This window comes from Arthrobacter sp. TE12232 (genome assembly GCF_054062615.1).
Genome location: NZ_JBSSFK010000001.1, coordinates 202756 through 215943 on the forward strand (window position 1 = coordinate 202756; position 13188 = coordinate 215943).

The 13188-nt window shown below is 66.7% G+C and carries 10 protein-coding genes; 4 read left to right on the forward strand and 6 right to left on the reverse strand.

Features of this window, described 5'->3' with window-relative positions:
• Window positions 1-8 precede the first annotated feature (8 nt).
• From ACVWZ7_RS00885 to ACVWZ7_RS00900, 4 genes are all read right to left on the reverse strand, one after another.
• Window positions 9-1016, reverse strand: coding sequence for an oligopeptide/dipeptide ABC transporter ATP-binding protein (locus ACVWZ7_RS00885; RefSeq protein ID WP_456506604.1), 1008 nt, complete (start codon window positions 1014-1016; stop codon window positions 9-11).
• Entirely contained in the window at window positions 1013-3145 is a 2133-nt protein-coding gene (locus tag ACVWZ7_RS00890) for a dipeptide/oligopeptide/nickel ABC transporter permease/ATP-binding protein (protein WP_456506605.1), read from the reverse strand. The genes ACVWZ7_RS00885 and ACVWZ7_RS00890 overlap by 4 nt, the downstream gene beginning before the upstream one ends.
• Window positions 3142-4095 carry an ABC transporter permease gene (locus ACVWZ7_RS00895; protein ID WP_456506606.1) on the reverse strand — a complete coding sequence of 318 codons (954 nt, stop codon included), beginning with the start codon at window positions 4093-4095 and terminating at the stop codon, window positions 3142-3144. The genes ACVWZ7_RS00890 and ACVWZ7_RS00895 overlap by 4 nt, the downstream gene beginning before the upstream one ends.
• A 62-nt stretch (window positions 4096-4157) precedes the next feature.
• Window positions 4158-5711 carry an ABC transporter substrate-binding protein gene (locus ACVWZ7_RS00900; RefSeq protein ID WP_456506607.1) on the reverse strand — a complete coding sequence of 518 codons (1554 nt, stop codon included), beginning with the start codon at window positions 5709-5711 and terminating at the stop codon, window positions 4158-4160.
• Window positions 5712-5961: 250 nt separating this feature from the next.
• Here ACVWZ7_RS00900 and ACVWZ7_RS00905 point away from each other — a divergent pair, with 250 nt between their 5' ends.
• From ACVWZ7_RS00905 to ACVWZ7_RS00915, 3 genes are all read left to right on the forward strand, one after another.
• Window positions 5962-6807: an IclR family transcriptional regulator gene (locus ACVWZ7_RS00905; RefSeq protein WP_456506608.1), complete on the forward strand. Its 846-nt coding sequence runs from the start codon at window positions 5962-5964 to the stop codon at window positions 6805-6807.
• Window positions 6808-6901: 94 nt separating this feature from the next.
• Window positions 6902-8470: a family 43 glycosylhydrolase gene (locus tag ACVWZ7_RS00910; protein WP_456506609.1), complete on the forward strand. Its 1569-nt coding sequence runs from the start codon at window positions 6902-6904 to the stop codon at window positions 8468-8470.
• Between the two features lie 76 nt (window positions 8471-8546).
• The gene (locus tag ACVWZ7_RS00915; RefSeq protein ID WP_116765829.1) at window positions 8547-8843 is read left to right on the forward strand and encodes a hypothetical protein; all 297 of its coding nucleotides are present in this window, start codon (window positions 8547-8549) and stop codon (window positions 8841-8843) included.
• Between the two features lie 44 nt (window positions 8844-8887).
• Here the strand turns inward: ACVWZ7_RS00915 and ACVWZ7_RS00920 are convergent, their stop codons facing one another.
• On the reverse strand, window positions 8888-9352 hold the full coding sequence (locus ACVWZ7_RS00920; RefSeq protein ID WP_116765830.1) for a universal stress protein: 465 nt from the start codon (window positions 9350-9352) through the stop codon (window positions 8888-8890).
• Between the two features lie 252 nt (window positions 9353-9604).
• Window positions 9605-12172, reverse strand: a complete 2568-nt coding sequence (locus ACVWZ7_RS00925; protein ID WP_456506610.1) for a LuxR C-terminal-related transcriptional regulator — start codon at window positions 12170-12172, stop codon at window positions 9605-9607.
• A 222-nt stretch (window positions 12173-12394) separates the two neighbouring features.
• On the opposite strand from ACVWZ7_RS00925, the gene ACVWZ7_RS00930 reads away from it, so the two are divergent.
• Entirely contained in the window at window positions 12395-12955 is a 561-nt protein-coding gene (locus ACVWZ7_RS00930) for a potassium channel family protein (RefSeq protein WP_116765832.1), read from the forward strand.
• Window positions 12956-13188 lie beyond the last annotated feature (233 nt).

Sequence of the window (13188 nt, forward strand, 5' to 3'; positions counted from 1 at the left end):
GGGGCGGCTCAGGCGTAGTGGCAGGCGACGGCGGACGCGCCCACCGTCCGCAGGACGGGGCGTTCGGTGCGGCACAGGTCCGTTGCCAGCGGGCACCGCTGGCTGAAGGGGCAGCCGCCGGACGCGGCGGCCGCGGCTGCCGCGGTCCGGACACCGAGCGCTTCCCGTTTTTGCCGTCGTTCGGCCTGTTCTGCCGGGCGGGGCACGGGCGAGGCCGCCACCAGCGCCTGGGTGAAGGGGTGGTGGGGGGACTCCGTGACGGCGGCAGCGGGCCCGCTTTCCATGACCTGGCCGCGGTAGAGAACCACGACGCGCTGGGCGAGGAACTGGACCACGGAGATATCGTGCGCGATGAAGAGGTAGCTCAGTCCCCGTTCGTCCCGGAGGTCGGCAAGGAGGTTCAGCACTTGGGCCTGGGTTGAGAGGTCTAGCGCGCTGACCGCTTCGTCGCACACTACGAGCCTCGGTTCGCAGATCAGTGCCCGGGCGACGGCGATCCGCTGCCGCTGGCCGCCGGAAAACTGACCGGGATAGCGGTCCACGGCCTCGCGGGGAAGTCCCACCCGCACCAGCATGTCCTCGGCGCGCTGCCGCGCTTCCCCGGCTGCCACGCCACGGATCCGCAGCGGCTCGGCAAGCGACGCGCCGATGGTCTGCCGGGGGTTGAGCGAGGAGTTCGGGTCCTGGAACACGGCCCTCAGCTCCCCGCCAAGTTCGCGGCGCCGTGCGGCGCTGGCGTGGGTGACGTCTGTTCCGTTGTACCGGATCGAACCCCCGCTGCACTTCTCCAGCCCCAGAATGGCCTTGCCGATCGTGGACTTGCCGGAGCCTGACTCCCCCACCAGGCCCACGGTTTCCCCGGGCCGGATGCTGAAGCTCACGCCGTCCACCGCCGCCGGCGCGGCGGCCGCCTTCCGGCCCCGGCCGTAACGGACCACCAGGTCTTCCACGTCCAGGAGCGGCTGACCGGGAGCCGGTACCGTTTCGTCCTGCCGTGCTGCCGTTTCGACGCTCATGCCTTATCCCTCTCAACATTGTCCCTCGAACGCATGTCCCCCGACGGAATGTCCCGCGAACGAACGTCCAGTACGCGGTGGCCGGGTACATCGGTGGCCACCCATTCCAGGCCCTCGACGGCCAGTTCATCGGCCTTGACGCAGCGCACCACGCCGTCGTCGGAGCCGGAGGGCACCAGCGGAACCGGCGCCACGCAGGCTGATCCGGCAAACTGGCACCGCGCCATGAACCGGCAGCCGCCCGGCCAGTCCTTGGGCTGCGGGACCTGGCCGTTGATGGTGGCGAGGCGTTCGGGCATGTCCGCGGCGGTGTTGGCGTGCGGGTCGGCGGCCAGCAGCGCCAGGGTGTACGGGTGGCGCGGGTTGTCGAGGATGTCGGCGGTCCGGCCGCTTTCCACCACCTGGCCTGCGTACATGACCGCAACGGTGTCACAGATGTCCGCGACCACGCCGAGGTCGTGGGTCACCATCACCACGGACATGCCGGTGTCTTTGACCAGGGTCCGCAGCAGCGAGAGGATCTCCGCCTGCACGGTCACGTCAAGGGCGGTGGTGGGTTCGTCCGCCACGAGCAGCCTGGGCCGCCCGGCCAGGGCCAGGGCGATGGCCACGCGCTGCGCCATGCCCCCGGAGATCTGGTGCGGGTAGGTCGTGAGGATGCGTGCGGCGTCCACGATGCCCACCTTTTCGAGCAGGCCCAGGGCTTCGGCCCGGGCTTCGGCTTTCCCGATGCCGCGCAGGCGCCGGACGGTGGAGACGAGCTGGTAGCCCACTGTGAACATGGGGTCCAGTGCCCGCATGGGCTCCTGGGAGATCAGCGCGATGTCCCGCCCCCGGACACCCTCCATCACGCCTTCCGGGGCGCCGGCAAGATTCCGGCCGTCCCACAGGATCTGGCCGCCGGTGACGGCTACGCCGGAGGGCAGCAGGCCGAGCAGGGACAACGCCGTCATCGTCTTGCCGCAGCCCGATTCGCCCACGAGTCCCAGCACGGTCCCCTGCCCGACGTCGAAGGAGACGTCAGTGACCAGCGGCGTGCCGCCGTCGACCCCTACCGAGAGTCCGCGGACGCTCAGGCGGCCTGAAGGAGACGGAACAGCCGGGGCTTCCGGTGAAGCGACGGCGGACTCAGCGGCCCGGCGTCGGCGCTCCGCGGCCGACGGCAGGTGCGAGGCGGATGCATTCGGCGATTTGCCCAGGGCGTTGCCGATCGCGTTGGCCGCGAGGACCGTCAGGGCCAGGACCGCGCCGGTGGGGACCATGAGCCACGGGGCGTCGTAGACGTGCTGGGATGCGCCCTGGATCATGCCGCCCCAGCTGGGCTGCGGGATGGGCGGACCAAACCCGATGAAGGCCAGGCCGGCCTGGATGAGCATGCCCACCGCGAAGATGAGGGCGGACTGGACCACGATCGTGTTGCTCAGGCCCGGCAGCACGTGGCGCATACTGATGCCGAGGGCGCTGACACCGTCCACTTTGGCGGCGTCGACATAGAGCTGGGACTGCAGGGCGGTGGCCTGTCCCAGCATCACGCGGTAGATGCCTGCCGAGATGAGGACGCCCAGGATCGCCATGATGACAGGAATGTTCGTACCCACAGCTCCGATGACCGCAAGGATGATGACCGTTCCGGGCAGGGACATCATGATTTCGGTGGCACGGCTGATCACTCCCTCCGTCCGCACTCCCGCGGCGGCCACCATCGCCAGGATGGTCCCGAGCCCGACACCGACAATCACCGTGATGAGCGATGTCCCCAGGGTGCCGGCGGCCGCGGCGAAAATGCGGCTGAGCAGGTCACGTCCGAGTTCGTCGGTGCCCAGCCAGTGGGCGGCCGTGGGACCGGACAGGACGGCGGTGAAATCCTGGTCTTCAGACTTGTACGGCAGCCACCACGGGGCGGTGAGGGAGGCAACCACGAGGGCGACCAGCCAGGTGATGCCTGCCACGGCACCGGGCGAGGCAACCAACCGGCGGGCGGACAAGCGGCGTGAAAACAGGCCGGCGAACGCGGTCCTGGGACGGCGCCCGGGCCGAGCTCCGGCGGTGGTGTCGGTGACTGCGCCTGTAGCTGTATCTTCCGCGTCTGCGGCGACGGGGGCGGGAGCGGGGGCAACCGAGGGGATCATGAGGCACGCAACTTCGGATCGAGAAACTTGGTGGCGAGTTCCAGCACCAGGTTCACGGCCACCACCACAACAGTGGCGACCACCACCACACCCTGAACTGACGGGGCATCGTGGGTGCTGACGGAGGTCTGGACTGCCTGGCCGAGGCCCGGCATGGCGAACAACTGCTCGGCGATCACGGAACCGCCGAACAGTCCGATGAACTGCAGGGCGATACCGGCGACAATCGGCAGGCTGGCGTAGCGCAGGGCGTGGACGTAGAGGATTTTCCACGTGGGAGTGGCCGTTGCCCGGAGGGTCCGGATGTGTTCCTGCTGCAGGGCCTCCAGCATGGATGCCCTGGTCTGGCGGGCGATGAAGGCCGCACCGCCCACGGCGAGCGTGATCACCGGAAGGGCCAGGGACAGGGCCCAGTCCTGGGGTGAAACCTCGAAGGGGACGTAACCGGTGGCCGGAAAGACCGAGGACTGAACGGCGAAGAGGTACACAAAGATGATGCCGATCCAGAAGGCCGGCAGCGCCACGGCCAGGCCGCAGACGGCGCCGACGATCCGGTCGACCATCCCGCCGCGCACGGCGGCCGTCACGCCGAGGGCGATTCCGAGCACAGCGCTCAGGAGCGTGGCTCCGGCGGCCAGGACCGCCGTCACCGGCAGCCTGTTGGCGAGGTCGGCGCTCACGGACCGGCCGTCGATCAGGGACACTCCGAAGTCTCCCTGGGCTGCGCTGCCAAGCCACCGAAAGAACTGGGCCGGAAGCGGATCGGACCAGCCGAGCTTCTCGTTGACCTGACTAATGGCCTCCTGGGACGCGCCGGCGCCGAGGGACACGGCTCCCGGGCTGCCCGGCATTGCATGCACCAGCAGGAACGCCAGGACCGCAACCAGCAGCACGGTGGCCAGCGCCATCAGCAGGCGCTTTGCGACGTAAATCGCCATCATGACCTCCATCGGTCGGGGCCCGCCGGACGGCCTTCGCCTGCAAGGTGAAGGCCGTCCGGCAGGGCGGGTGATCAGTTGGTCGGTGCGTAAGACGAGAGCAGCGGGTAGGCGTTCGTGCCGGCGAACTCGACCTGCTTGATCTTCTTGGTGTTGTAGCCCTGGTTGGTGAGGGCCTCATAGAGCGGGATCATCCAGCCGGATTCCACGAGCCTGGTGTTCAGCTTGGTCAGCGCAGCCTTTTGCGCGGCGTCGTCCTTCGCAGCGGCAGCCTCACCGGTGGCGGCGCTGAGCTGGTCGTCCGTGGCCTTCTGGACGTTGGTGAAACCGCTCAGGATCGCGCCGTACATCAGGCCCACCGGGTTGTCCCAGCTCAGCGGCGCGTAGCCCAGCGGAGTGGTGGCGACGGCGGCAAACGCCTCGTCGGTGGACGTCGCCATCTTGACCTGCATGGTGATGCCGACGGCGGCAAGATCCTTCTGGACGGCCTGGAGGTCGGTCTGCGTGGTGGCGCTCGCAACGATGGTGAATTCGAAGCCGTTGGCGTAGCCCGCCTCGGCCAGCAGGCTCTTGGCCTTGGCGGGGTCGTACGCGAACTGCGTGTTCAGCGCCGCCGTGAAGCCGGCCGAATCCTTGGGCAGCGCGTTCCACGCCGCGATGTCGCCCTTGTGCAGGGCATCGACGAGGGCCTGCCGGTTGATGGCGTATTGGAATGCCTGGCGGACCTTTTCGCTCGCGAAGGCCGGCGACGTCTTGCCGGTCTTATCGAAGGAGATCATGGTGTTCACCGTGCCGCCGATCTGGGAGACACCCACGCCCTTGGACTTGGCGAAGTCAACAGTCGGTGAGGTCAGCTGGGCGACATCCACCTGGCCGGAGACCAGGGCATTGGCGCGGGCCTGCGGATCCTGGATGACGCTGAAAACGATCTTGCTGTAGGGGTATTTCGCGGCGTCGGCGCTCTTGTCGTTCTTCTGCAGGACGTATTTGTTGCCCTTCACGGTGGAGGCGTCCAGGGTGTACGGGCCGGAGCCGTCCGGCTTGGCGGCGAGGCTTGCCGTGTCAGCGGCCCCGGACTTGCCGACGATCATGCCCAGGGTGGAGGCCAGGTTCTTCTCGAAGCCCGGCTGCGCCTTGGCGAACGTCAGGGACACCTGGGTGGGGCTGACGACGTCCACGGACGTGACTTCCTGGGCGCCGCCCTTGGCGATGGCCGAGTACGCCGAGAGCGCGGGATCCGTGCGGCGGTCGAAGTTGGCCTTCACCAGCGCGGCGTCCAGTGTGGACCCGTCCGTAAACGTCACGCCCTGCTTGAGCGTCAGGGTCAGTACGGTGTTGTCGGCGCTGTAGCTGAAGCCGGTTGCCAGCCCCGGACCAACAGAGCCGTCCGCTTGGAGGGTCATGAGGTTGTCGTAGAGGCCTTCAAAGAACTGCCGCTGGGCGTCGGAGACCCGCAACGGGTCGAAACCGAAGGACGCGCTGTCACTCTCGACGCCGATCGTCAGGGTGCTCTTGTCCACGGCGGAGGCCGCCTGGCCGGTGCCGCCGCAGGCAGTCACGGAGCTGAGCAGCAGGACACCGGCCAGAACGGCCGCGCTCCGTCGGGCGGTGGGGTTCAGAAGTTTCATGTAGTGCGCCTTCGCATTCTCTCTAAAACAACGGGATAGTCGACATCTGGTGTGGGGGCCCGGCGTAGTGCGGACCCGCCCAACGTTGGCGGTCCGGCGGCTGTGCCTCCGGGCCGTTCCGTCAGATGTGCTCGGGTGGACCGGCTCCATCAAGAGTCGTCGGCAGAAGCAAGGCCGTCACATGTGAATTTCATTGGTTGAAACACTATTGTGGTGAGCGTCACTGGCGACGAAGAAGGAACGATGACGAATGACGGCACCCGCGGACAGGTTAACGACCGCTGAAAAACCCGCCGCTGCGCGCGGCAAGCGCCCCAAGCAGGGCGAGCCGGTGATCGACCGGGCCCTCAGCCTGCTCGCTGTCTTCACGGACCGCCGTCGGGCGCTGACCTTGTCCGAGCTGGCGCGCTACGCCGACATGCCCGCCCCCACGGCGCTGCGCCTCATCGCCCGCCTGGTCGCCTGGGGCGCTTTGGAACGGCTCGATGACGGCCGCTACGTCGTGGGCGTCCGGCTGTGGGAAATAGCGTCCCTCTCCCCCAGGGGCCATGGCATCCGCGAAATCGCGCTGCCCTACCTGGAGGACCTCTTTTCCGTGACCCGGCATCATGTGCTGCTGGCCGTGCGGGACAGGAACGAGGCCGTCCTGATCGAGCGGCTCTCCTCCAAGCAGGCCACGGAAGTGGCCTACCGGGTGGGCGGCCGGCTCCCCCTCCGCTCCACCGCCGTCGGTCTGGTGTTGATGGCCGGCGCGGACGCCGCATTCCAGGAAAAGATCCTGAAGGAGCCGGCAGAGACCGAACCGGGCGTCGCCGCCATGCCGGAAGGCCAGCTGCGCCGCACCCTCTCCGACGTCCACCGGAGCGGCATTGCCATGATCCGCCGCTCCGCGCCGTCGCTGACCGTTTCCGTGGCCGCCCCCGTCTTTGATGCCCAGGGCGCCGTGGTGGCCGCCCTGTCCATCGTGGTTCCGGACGGGACCACCCCGCCAAATGTCCTGGCTCCGGCCGTGATGGCCACCGCCCGGGCGGTATCTCGAAACCTTGGATTCCGGACGGCCCTGGCCGACGACGTCCGCACCTTGTCCGAGGGCTGAACCGACATCCCGGCCTTCCAACCATTGGAAGTGCCGGTGCGGCGCACGCCAGGCGGTCCCTAGCGTAGGGACTCCCGGCGATAGGAATCCGGGCATGAGATATTCAGCGACGGACGGAGCAGCGGTGGTTGGCAGTGAAGTCGGGACGGGCCAGCCGAGGACCTCCTCGGGTGCCGCCGCCCCCGTCATTCCCGGATTCTTTCCGGATCCGACGATCTGCCGCGTGGGTGGGGACTACTTCCTGGCTACCTCAAGCTTCGAATATTTTCCAGGGGCACCCATCTTCCACAGCCGGGACCTCGTCACGTGGGACCAGATCGGCAATATCCTCACACGTCGGAGCCAGTTCGCCGCCGGCGACGGGCGCGCTTCCGGTGGAATTTTCGGATCCACCCTCCGGCATCACAACAACAAATTCTGGTTCGTGACCACCAACATGAGCGATTTCGGCGGCGGCCATCTGTTGATGCACGCCGAAAGTGCCGCCGGCCCGTGGAGCGACCCCGTGCAGATCACGGGGACGTTGGGCATCGACCCTGACATCGCGTGGGACAGCGCCGACAACTGCTACCTCACCTGGGTCGGCTTCGGTCCCGGCGAGAACGAGTCCGGCATTGTCCAGGCCCTGCTGGATCCCCAAACCGGCCGGCTCCTGGAACGCCCCAGAAAGCTCTGGCAGGGAACCGGCCTTGCCTATCCGGAAGGTCCCCACCTGTATCAGGCGGGCGGCTGGTGGTACCTGATCCTGGCCGAAGGCGGGACGGAACGCGGCCATGCCGTCTCCGTCAGCCGGAGCAAGGCACCGGGCGGCCCCTTCGAACCTTATCCGGACAATCCGGTCTTCAGCCACCGCAGTACTGCAGCCACGGTCCAGAACGTGGGCCACGCCGACCTCGTCGAGACAGTCGACGGCGCCTGGGCGGCAGTCTATCTGGGCGTGCGCCCGCGCGGCAGCGTTCCGGGATACCACGTCCTGGGCCGCGAAACGTTCGTGTCCGGCATCGTGTGGGAACAAGGCTGGCCGCGTTTCGACGAGGACCGCTATCAGGTTCCCGCCGGCGACACCTCGTTCTCCGATGACTTCTCCGGCGACCTTCCCCACATGCGCTGGATTGCACCCGGAACAGACCTCGCCTCGTTCACCGCCAAACGTGCCGCCGGCGTGCACATCACAGGCGGCGGCACCGTCACAGCGACGGCGCCCCTCATGGCAACCAGGGTGCGCGACTTTGAGTGGAGCGGGCGGGCCACGGTGCATCCCTCTCCGGGGGCGGTGGTGAGGCTCGTGCTCAGGGTGGACGATTCCCACTGGTTTGCCGTCGAGGCCGGCCGGCGCCGGGTGCGGGCGGTGGCGCGGATCGGGCCACTGCATCAGGAGATGGGAATCGCGGAGTGGGATCCGTCCGCGGGTCCCCTGCAGCTGGAGATTTCCTGCAACGACGCGCCGTGTGCCGGGCAGCCGGGTAAGAACACCGGCCCCGATGAAGTCTCCCTCGGTTTCCGGCAGGGTGGACGCTCGAGCACCGTTGCCCGGCTGGACGGCCGGTACTTGTCCAGCGAGGTCGCCGGAGGTTTCACCGGGCGTGTCATCGGACTGTCGGTCACTGGAGGCAGCGCCGTCATCGAACAGTTCGACTACACGGCGAGACGTCCGATGCTTTGAAAGATGCCTTGACATGGCTGGTGGCGAAGTCTACGACTGGCCTTATCGAGTCCCACCCACCAGACTAGGAGTAGCTATGGAAACCGCGCCCTACGGAGTCGTGCACTTTTTCCCGGGAGGCACCAAGGAGCAGTACGAGGCGTCGATTGCCGCCGTCCATCCCGGGGCGGGGCTCCTGCCGGAAGGCCAGATCTTCCACGCCGGCGGTTCGTCCGCGGGCGGCTGGACGATCATGGCAGTCCATGAATCGAAGGAGAGCTGGGAGAAATTCCGGGACACGATCCTCATGCCCCGGATGCAGGCGGGCATCGAGGGCGGCTTCGCCTCGCCGCCCGAAGAGACTGTCATCGATCTCTACAAGGTCTTGCCCTAGCACCAAGCAGCGCGGGCTCCCCAGGCGCGGCCTTTCCTCTCCGGTCAACGGGCCTGTGCAGCGGCTTTCGGGCGAACCACCAGGACCGGGCACGGGCAGTGGTTCGCCACCTGGGAGGAGACCGAACCGATGTGCAGGCCCGCGAAACCACCGTGGCCGCGGGCGCCAATCACCACGAGATCGGCTTCCTGCGCCGCCGCCAGTATCGCCGACGCGGCGGAGTCGTTCTGGACGGTCCGCGTCACCACGTTTACGGCGTCCGCGGCCTGCGCGGCCGCCGCGCTGATCGCCTCAGCCTGCTGCTGCGGAGATTCCTCGGCCACGATTTCCCCTGCCGCTGTTTCCAGCAGTGCCGGATACCACGACATCGGTGCTTTATCCCAGACTGTCACTATGCGCAGTTCCGCATCACGGAACCGGCACTCTTCAATGGCCCATTCCAGGGCGGCGTGTGATTGTTTCGAGCCGTCAAACCCGACCACAATCACAAAGCGGTCTACATTTGTCATGATTCCAGACTTTCACCGCCGGTTAACGGCGCCTAGAGCCCTCTGGCCCGTCTCGTCAGAGAACTGCTTTCCTTTTGATCTGCTCGCCCAGTGACGGCGGACTATTCAGTGACGTAGGCCCGAAACGCGAACTGCGCTGCAGCGTCGGCCTGACATTCTCTGACAGCTACAACAAGTGTCAAACCCTCACCCACTCGCAGCCTCATCCAGCCCGGGTGAAATTCCTGACGACCGGACCGCCGGCCCTGGGGTTCAGACGATGCCGCGCTTGGCGGCCGTCTTCAGCGCATCGCGCCGGCTTCCGGCACCGAGTTTGCGGTAGATTGACCGTTCGTGGGTCTTGACCGTGTTGACCGAAATGTACAGCGCATCGGCAATTTCCGCGGCGGTCATGATGGAACGCATATAGGCAAGAACTTCGCGTTCGCGCTCGGTCAGGTTCCAGTAAGACTGTGTCCGAAGGCGCGTCTCACCCTGTGCGTCGCGTGCCATCAGCGCTGCAATGAAGGACTCATGGGCCGTACCCCAGACAGCGTGTTGCACGAGCAGATCGGCGAGTTCCTCCCGCCGCTCGGCGAATGGCCGCAGGACTGATTCGGGCTCTGCCCGGCGGACTGCATGTTCAAGCCGCTCGTGGGCGGCCGCGGTATCACCCGTCCTGTGGGCCAGGAGCGCCTCGGTCAGGCTTAGGCGCGTGTCGATGTATGAGTTCCCTCGACGATCAGCCAATGACTCTGCACAGTTCTGGGCTGCGGTGAACTCCGTTCCGCGACGCAGCAATTCCGCCAGCAAGGTGTCAGCCAATGCCCCGTGCCCTCCGGCGCCCAGGGGTTGAACCATCTCCAATGCACCGGCCAGGTCGCCCTGGGCTTCGGCAGCCTTCGCCACGGCGACGGAGTACAGGGCATTCCACGACACCGCGTACAGTCCACGTCCGTGAAAGGACTCCAGCGCCGCGCTGGAGTCGGCAAGTCGCGTCAGATCGCCGGTGGCACACTCAACCAGAACCCGATAGATGGCACTGAGCCGTCCGGACGGGTGGAGCTCGCTGCCCAATCGCTGGGCTTTCACAAGACACGTCCGCGCAGCTTTCAGCTCGTCATTCCAATAGCACGCGATGCCGCGTGCCAGCCACGCCGGCGCTATCCGTTCGTGCGAACTCCAGCCCAGCGCGTCTGCCCGCCCTAGCGCCGTTGTTGCCAGTTTCTCGGCGCTCATCAGGTCACCGGCTGCTGCGAACGCCAACGCGAGGTCCGCCTGGGCCCCGATTTCTATCGCGTCGAGCTGCTCCGCGCTGCTGGCACCTCCGGCCGTTTGGAGCAAGGCGATAGCGAATTCGCCGCTGCGGTGCAGCCGGAACTCGGCCTGGGCCAGTAAGAAGAGTCCCGTCGGGCCGGCGGCCGAACGTCCACCGCCCGGAATGTCTTTGGCCGGCCGGCCACCATCCGCCAGGGTGGCGCGCAGATCCGGTCGTCCGCCGTCGGGCAACGGCTCAAAAAGGGCACGGCAACTGTCCAGCCGCCGCCGTCGAATTGCATCCAGGACGTAGGTCCTGGACAGGGCCCGTTGGGCGAGTTCAGATGCGGCGGTGGCGTCGCCGGAGAGGGCACGGCAGACCGATCTGATCATCAGGATTTCGGGATCCTCGCTCCACGGAGTCGGGAGTTCACGGCATAGCCGTTCGAGGGTTTGGGCGTCATTTCCCAGCACGAACTCGAGCCAGTGCGCGCCTAGCGACATGACCGCCTGCCGGGGAGCGCGCCCTTGCAGCGCCTGGGCCACGCACTCGACGACGTCGGCGTCCTGGTAGTGCCGCGCCGCCACGCGGTGCAGGCGCTCGGCAAGGAGGGGGTCCCGCCGCTCCAGTAGTCGGCGGCACTGCGCCGCGAAGAGGGCGTGCCAGCGGTACGCCGATTCGCCGCCGGGGTAATCATGCTCCTCGATGAAGAGACCGTTGCGGAGGCATTCTTCAAGCAGAACGCCGCCGTGGGGACGGCCGTAGAGTTCGACGGCGAGGCGTCGGTCCAACCAGTCGCACGTGGTGGCCCTCAGGATGAATTCGGCCACGGGCGCTTCAAGCTGGTCGAGGATCTCTTCCGCGACATAATCGGCGAGGGGTATGTGCGTGGGCGTGGCGGCCGGCGGGCTGAGCGCCACGTTGCGGGACTGCGCCAAAGAGACAAGGCTGGCGTGGACGGCGACCGGCCAGCCGGCAGTCGCTTTCCAGAGCGATCCGGCGTCAAACGGCGCATCTTGTCCTAGGGAACGCGCAAACTGGGCAACTTCCTCCCGCGTGAAGGCAAGTTCGGCGGCGCGCAGTTCACCGAGGCCCTCTCCATATCGGAATCTTTCCAGCTGGATGGCGGTATGGCCCCGCCCCGAGAGGACCAGCCGCAATGAGGGGGGTGCCGACGCGGCAAGAACCCCGACAATTCCGTTCGCCAGGCCCGACCCGGCCAAGTGGACGTCGTCGATCACCAGGACGATCGGCTCAGTGAGGTGCTCGAGGGCTCCGAGGAGAAGATCGTAGGAGGCGGTCCGGTCATGGGCCTGGCCCAGGTCAAGAGCCAGCAGGGCGTCGTTGCCAGGCAATGGCATCTTGCTGGCCGCCGATTGGATCGCTCCGACGACGCCGTGAAACAGCCGTGCGGGCTCGGTATCGAACCGGTCGAGCGACAGCCAGGCGCACGGCAGATCGCAGTTGCGGACCCAGTCGCCCAGGAACGTCGATTTGCCATAGCCGGCTGGGGCTGCGACGAGAGTCAGGCGGTGAGAATCGGCGGCCGCGGACAACGCGTTTTCCAGACGTGGACGCTCCAAGGCTCCGAGACCGCGCAGAGGCGGTCGGATTTTGAACTGCGGGCCAGGCACCCATCCCGCATTTTGCATGTCTCCCACGTTTCACATGCTAGGCGGGCCCAAATGGGCCCCAACAGGGCGCAAAGACCCCTTGTGGGTTTCCCCGGGGGCGCGGCTTTAGGCCGATCAGCACCGCCCAAGTGCGGCCCGGCACGTATTGTGCGGGCGGGGGTATCATCAGTCATGGCGTCGAAGCACGGCGGCCAGACGGACCCGGTTTTCCTCCACGACCTCGATAAGGCCAGTCGGAGGAAGGTGATTATTTCCGCGGTAGCGCGTCTGGTCGCATTTACGGTAGTGGTCCTCACGCTCTACTTTGTTTTTCCTGTCAGCGGCTTCAACGACGATAATCCCGCGGCCGCGTGGATTCGGCTTGCTGCAATCGTGGTGGTCTTTTTGGCGACGCTGATCCTCCAATTGCGGATGATCCTCACCGCACATATCCCCCAGGTCCGGGCGGCCGTGGCCGTTGTCGAATCCGTTCTGATGTTCCTGTGCCTCTTCGCGTTGCTCTACACGTCCATGTCGACAACTGACCCTTTGTCCTTTAGCGAACCCCTAAATAGAACTGACGCCCTGTACTTCACCACTTCCACGTTTGCCACCGTCGGGTTCGGCGACATTACTCCGACGACTGAACTGGCGCGGGCGGTGGTATCGGTGCAAATGATTGCTGATCTGGGCGCTCTGCTATTAATCGCGAAAGTCGCCTTCTTCGCGGCCGGCCGACGCTTGGGCCGCTGACTTATTTTCGCCGGCGTCATCACCCTGAAGGGATGATGCCGGGACGTTGGGCTGACATTCTGCAGGACATACGCGCGGGATCTGATGCAGCAGCCGGCGCCCTGCCGTTGTGGCTACGCCTGGTCCGGCTCGCCGGTCACCATGACGATCCACCGGCCGCCCGGCAACTAAAGGCGGCCAACCTCCGTACGGAGTGACAGATCACCCTGTGTGGGTGGGGATGGGCCAGCGCG